Consider the following 5,379-nt stretch of genomic DNA (forward strand, 5'->3'; position numbering starts at 1 on the left):
ACTCCAACGGCACCGGCCAACCGACCGTTACCCTGCATAACGACGTGCCGGTCATCAGCGTTTCCCCGGAAACCATCGATGAAAACTCCGCTACAGCGGGCACCGTCGCTGGCCGCTTCACCGCGACTGATGAAGAAACCCCACGCGAAGGTTTGACTGTCTCCTTCACCGGCAGCAGCAATGCCGACGGCTACTACGCCATCGTTGATAACAACGTCGTGCTGACTCAGAAGGGCGCTGACTTCGTTAACGCCGGCAATCAACTGCCGAAGATCGACCTGACCGTCACTGATCCTGAAGGCCTGAACTCCAACGGCACCGGCCAACCGACCGTTACCCTGCATAACGACGTGCCGGTCATCAGCGTTTCCCCAGAAACCATCGATGAAAACTCCGCTACAGCGGGCACCGTCGCTGGCCGCTTCACCGCAACCGACGAAGAAACCCCACGCGAAGGCCTGACTGTCTCCTTCACCGGCAACAGCAATGCCGACGGCTACTACGCCATCGTTGATAACAACGTCGTGCTGACCCAGAAGGGCGCTGACTTCGTTAACGCCGGCAATCAACTGCCGAAGATTGACCTGACTGTCACTGACCCAGAAGGCCTGAACTCCAACGGCACTGGCCAGCCGACCGTTACTCTGCACAACGATGTGCCGGTCATCAGCGTTTCCCCAGAAACCATCGATGAAAACTCCGCTACAGCGGGCACCGTCGCTGGCCGCTTCACTGCGACCGACGAAGAAACCCCACGCGAAGGCCTGACCGTCTCCTTCACGGGTAACAGCAATGCTGATGGCTACTACAGCCTGTCCGGCAATAACGTTGTACTGACTCAAAAAGGCGCCGACTTCGTTAACGCCGGCAATCAACTGCCGAAAATCGATCTGACCGTCACTGATCCAGAAGGCCTGAACTCCAACGGCACCGGTCAACCAACTGTCACTCTGCACAACGATGTGCCGGTCATCAGTGTCGCCCCGGAAACTATCGATGAAAACTCCGCTACTGCGGGCACCGTCGCTGGCCGCTTCACCGCGACCGACGAAGAAACCCCACGCGAAGGCCTGACTGTCTCCTTCACCGGCAACAGCAACGCAGACGGCTACTACAGCCTGTCCGGCAATAACGTTGTACTGACTCAAAAAGGTGCCGACTTCGTCAACGCCGGCAATCAACTGCCGAAAATCGATCTGACCGTCACCGACCCAGAAGGCGCCAGCTCCAACGGCACCGGTCAACCAACCGTCACCCTGGTCGACGACACCCCAACCGCCGCCGATAACCATATCGAGAGCAACGAAGACACCCCAATCGAGCTGACCTGGGGGACTTTTGGCGTACACGATGAGGATTCCACGAGTCCGGCAGTGGTGTTCACCAGCCTGCCTGCCGGTTCCATCGAATACAAAGTCAACGGTGAGTGGGTCAAGCTCACCACGGCCGATCTGAAAACCGACACCTCGCCGGGCAAGGCCTTCACCCAGGCTGACTTCGATAACCACGACGTGCGTTACAGCCCGGCGGCCAATGAGTCGGGCGACAACAGCTTCGGCGGCACCGGCGTGGGTAACAAGCAAGGCGATTACACCGAGCTGAAGTTCCAGGCGACTGACGGCAACTCCTACAGCGAGACCAAAACCATCACCGTGGATATCCACCCGGTGACGGATGTGCCGATCCTGAACATCGGCCAAGTGCCAACCGGTTTGACCATTCAAACCTGGACCGGCAGCAACCTGCCAGTTGCCTTGGGCACCAATGGCCAAGGCGTCACCGAGTCCAGCACCCTGATTAAGGTGATCAACGCCCAAACCGCTGATAGCGCAGCCTCCACAGGTGTGACCAGCAATGTGAGCAACGGGAATGTGGCCGAAGGCACCGCGACCAAAGTGTCGGGCCTGGTTTACCTGGAAGCCGGTCAGAGCTACACCTTCACCGGTACTGCCGACGATAGCCTGGCAATCACCGTGGGCGGGAAGCTGGTCGCTTCCGAGACCTGGAGCCAGGGCAACGGGATTGGCGGGTCGTCCTATACGCCGACCGAGTCGGGTTATTACACCCTCGACATCTACCACTACAACCAGAACGGTCCGGGCAACTACGACGTCAACGTGTCGATCAACAACGGCCCGTCGGTGTCGCTGGGCAGCAGCGGTGTGCAGACCTACACCAGTGCAGCAGCATTGGAAGCCGCCGGCATGGTGCTCGGTGACAGCCATGTGGTGAATGGCGAAGGCTATTACACCGGCAACGTCTACAACCACGGCCTGGAAGACACCGCGATCAAGATCGCGCCGATTACTGCCACGTTTGTCGACAACGACGGCTCGGAAGCCCATAAGGTTGAAATCAGCGGCTTGCCGGAAGGTGCCGTACTCACCGATGGCACCACGGGCCATAGCATCGTCTCGACCGGCGCGAACACGCTGTACGACGTGAGCACCTGGAACCTGAGCACCCTGACCGTTACACCGTTCAAGGATTCCACGGCCAGTTTCGACCTGACCGTGACGGCTACGGCCAAAGAGTTGAGCACCAACGTTGAAGAAGTCACGACCGGCAAAATCAGCATCGTGGTCACGGCGGTCGATGACGCCCCGGTATTGGGTAACGGTTCGACCAACGCATTTGGCGACACCTACATCGAAGGCAAGCCAGGCGGCTACGTTGCCGCGAACCTGACCATCACCGACGTCGACAGCGACACCCTGAAAAGCGCCAAAGTTACGCTGGTCAATCACTTGACCGACGACGTACTGATCGCAGATGTCAGCAACACCAAAATCACCGTCAACTATGACAAGGGCACTGGCGTACTGACCCTGTCCGGCGAAGCCACGAAGGCTGAATACCAGGAAGTCCTGCGTTCTGTGCACTTCGCCAGCGAAAGCGAAGACCCGAGCCCGGCCAATCGCAACCTGACCATCACCGTGAACGACGGCCATTCGGACTCGGCGCCGGTGACCTCCGTGGTCTACGTGGTTCCGGTCAACGATAAACCGGTGGTCAGTTTTGACAGCACCACGTTTGTCGAGCAAAAAGCGGCGGTGGCACTGGTCGACAACCTGAGCATCACAGACGTAGACAACAAAACCTTCAGCAAAGTGGTGGTCACTGTTGATCATCTGGTGTCCGGTGACCTGCTCAGCAATGCCGACGTGCTCAAGGCGCTCGCCATTGCCGGTATCACCATCACCGAAAGCGGCAGCGCCGCCGATGGAAAAATCATCTACACCCTGACCAGCAACTCGCCAGCCGGTAGCAGCGCTGCCGACTTCATCAAGCTGGTTGAAGCGATCACCTTCCAGGCCCCGGGTAACAATCCGGTTGGCACTGATCGCACTGTCACTATCGACGTCACCGATAACGGTGGCGGTAACCTCGACCGTGAGCCGCCGGAAACCGCCAGCGCCACTGGCAAGGTCACCGTCGAGCTGTTCAACGACGCCCCGACGGCATCGGCTGCCTCTGCAGGCGCTGACGAAGACCATGCGGCCAAGATCGTCCTGAGCGGCGCTGATGTGGACGGCACCGTCGCCAACTTCGTCATCAAGACGTTGCCGGATAACGGCAAGCTGTACAGTGACGCCAGCCTGACAACCGAACTCAAAGTCGGCGATTCGGTACCCGCGGGTGCCGATGGCAAGGCGGCGGTCTACTTCTCCCCGACTGCTGACTGGAGCGGCACAACGTCGGTCACCTTCACGGCGGTCGACAATGGCGGTAAAGCCAGCGCTGAAACCACTGCCCCAGTGACGATCGCTCCGGTCACCGACGCGCCGTACCTGAACCTGCTCGGTGGCGGTACCGTCACCTCGATCAACTTCGACAGCGCGCACCTCAACGGTTCGTGGAGCACCGTCGCTGTCGGCGATGCCAACAATGCGGCCGGCAACGGCGCCACTCCAGCCACCCAATGGTTGACCGGTAATAGCGACGGCAAAGTCGAAATCGGCCAAAGCAGCATTTATGGCGTAGAAACCCCAGGCAACAGCCAGGTCATCGAACTCGAGAAAAATGCCGGCGACGACGCCAGCCTGTACACCATCATCAAGGCCGAAAGCGGCACGGCGTACAGCATTTCGGTGGACTACTCCCCGCGCGCCGGGGCTGAGACCAATTCGGTCATCGACGTGTTCTGGGGCGGCGTCAAAGTCGGCACCCTGGACACCACCGTCGTTGGCATGAAGACCTACACCTTCGTGGTGCCGGTCACCGCTGACGGTGATGCCAAGCTTGAATTCAAGGCCCCGGCCGGCGAGACCAACAACTCCCTCGGCGGCGTGTTGGACAACATCAGCGTCACCCAGGTGCTGAACACCGGCCTGGAAGACCACGCCATCAAATTGTCGGCCATCGACGCTTACGCCACCGACAAGGATGGCTCGGAGACGCTCAAGCTGGAAATCAGCGGTATTCCGGAAGGCGCGACCATCACCGATGGCAAAACGGGTCATACGTTTACTGCCAGCGCTGACGTTCACAGTGTCGACATCAGCCTGTGGGACAAGGCCACTCTGGTCTTCACCCCGGCGCAAAACGCCAATGGCCTGGTGAACCTCACGGTGACCGCCACTGCGCAGGATGGCGATGCTGCTGCGGTTTCCAAGTCGATCACGCTGCCGATCAATGTGATTGCGGTCAACGATCTGCCCGTCATAGATGTCGTGGCGAACCCGCTGCAGGAAGGTGCCGTGGCTGAAGGCACCGTTGCCGGTCACTTTACCGTCAGCGATGTCGAGACACCGGTTGCTGAGCTGAAAGTCGGCTTCACCGGCGACAGCAACAAAGATGGCTACTACACCCTTCTTGGCAATGCCGTGGTGTTGACCCTGGCGGGTGCAAACTTCGTCAACGCGGGTAATAAGCTGCCTGCGATTGATCTGACCGTGATCGATGCCGATAAAGGCAGCTCGCACGCTACTGCCACGCCGGATGTGACGTTGGTAAACGACGTGCCGCTGATCAGTGTCGCGCCCGTCACCATCGACGAGAACTCTGCTACAGCGGGCACCGTCGCTGGCCGCTTCACTGCGACTGATGAAGAAACGCCACGCGAAGGTTTGACTGTTTCCTTCACCGGCAACAGCAACGTAGACGGTTACTACAGCCTGTCCGGCAACAACGTTGTACTGACGCAGAAGGGCGCTGACTTCGTTAACGCCGGCAATCAACTGCCGAAGATTGATCTGACGGTTACCGATCCAGAGGGGCTCAGCTCCAATGGCACTGGTCAGCCGACGGTCACGCTGCATAACGACGTGCCGGTGATCAGCGTTGCGCCCGTCACCATCGACGAGAACTCTGCTACAGCGGGCACCGTCGCTGGCCGCTTCACTGCGACTGATGAAGAAACGCCACGCGAAGGTTTGA

Annotated in this window: 1 pseudogene; it reads left to right on the forward strand. The window is 59.4% G+C overall.

The features are described from left to right. A pseudogene (locus BB029_RS33380) lies at positions 1-5,379 on the forward strand (Ig-like domain-containing protein); the annotation flags it as partial.

This window comes from Pseudomonas sp. S3E12 (genome assembly GCF_001702295.1).
Classification (GTDB): Bacteria; Pseudomonadota; Gammaproteobacteria; order Pseudomonadales; family Pseudomonadaceae; genus Aquipseudomonas; species Aquipseudomonas marginalis.